This window comes from Paenarthrobacter sp. 10L420, assembly GCF_056395385.1.
This window is the reverse complement of record NZ_JBFTJK010000061.1, coordinates 1-1128: the sequence shown is the minus strand read 5'-3', so window position 1 is coordinate 1128 and position 1128 is coordinate 1. Positions and strand designations below refer to the sequence as shown.

Here is a 1128-nt window from a genome sequence, read left to right as displayed (position 1 = left end):
TCTAGTGCCGCGTGTCTAAAGTAGTTTTATGGTTGGTGTTTGGGAGAATTGGGCATGGCTCATCCTCCCGCTCCTGCTTTGGATATTCGTGATGGCGACTTTGAGGTGTTGTCGCGGTGGTCCCGTTCCTCGGCGATGAGGGCAGGGCTGGTCCAGCGGGCCAGGATCATCTTGATGGCGGCCGAGGGCACACCGAACTCACGCATCGCCCGGGAGGTCGGCGTTTCGGTTCCCACTGTCCTGGCCTGGCGTGGACGGTACCTGGAACGGGGAATGGGCGGCCTGGAGGACGAGCAGCGTGCCGGCCGGCCGCGGGAGATCGACCGGACGAAAATCATTGCCGCGACCCTGACACCGCCGCCGGCATCGCTGGGGATCACGCACTGGTCTTCCCGGCTGCTGGCGAAGCATCTGAAGACGGACTTTTCCACCGTGGCCAAGACCTGGCGCGAATACGGGGTCAAGCCATGGAAGTCCGAGACGTTCAAGTTCTCCACGGACCCGGAGCTGGAAGCAAAAGTCGTCGATGTGGTCGGGCTCTACCTTGCCCCGCCGGAAAACGCTGTCGTTCTATGCATTGACGAGAAGTCACAGATCCAGGCGTTGGACCGGACAGCGCCCCTGCTGCCCATGCAGATCGGCGTACCGGAGAAACGCACACACGACTATGTCCGCCACGGAACCACGACCTTATTCGCGGCACTGGACATCGCCACCGGAAACCTCACCGGCCTCTGCAAGCCGGCCCACACCCACAAGGAATTCCTGTCCTTCCTCAAACACGTGGCCCGAACCTACCCAGGCGTGGAACTGCACCTGGTGATGGACAACTACGCCACCCACAAGAAGGCCGAGGTCCGGGCATGGCTGGCAGAGAACCCGCGCATCCATGTCCATTTCACCCCCACGTCCGGGTCCTGGCTGAACATGGTGGAAATCTGGTTCGGCATCATCGAACGCCAGGCCATCCACCGCGGAACGTTCACCTCGGTCACGGACCTGATGCGCAAGATCCGGCAATTCATCACCGGCTGGAACAAACGCAGCCACCCCTTCACCTGGACCAAATCACCCGAAGAAATCCTGGCGAAAGCCAAGCCAAAGACAACTTCAAACACGCGGCACTAG

At 61.1% G+C, this 1128-nt stretch carries 1 protein-coding gene; it reads left to right on the top strand.

What is annotated here, in order from left to right; translation table 11 throughout:
* Positions 1–54: 54 nt before the first annotated feature.
* Positions 55–1128, top strand: coding sequence for an IS630 family transposase (locus AC1DD5_RS25655; RefSeq protein WP_477523126.1), 1074 nt, complete (start codon positions 55–57; stop codon positions 1126–1128).

Coding starts and splice junctions, on each gene's coding strand:
- AC1DD5_RS25655 (WP_477523126.1), top strand. CDS start 55: ATGGCTCATCCTCCCGCTCCTGCTTTGGATATTCGTGATGGCGACTTT.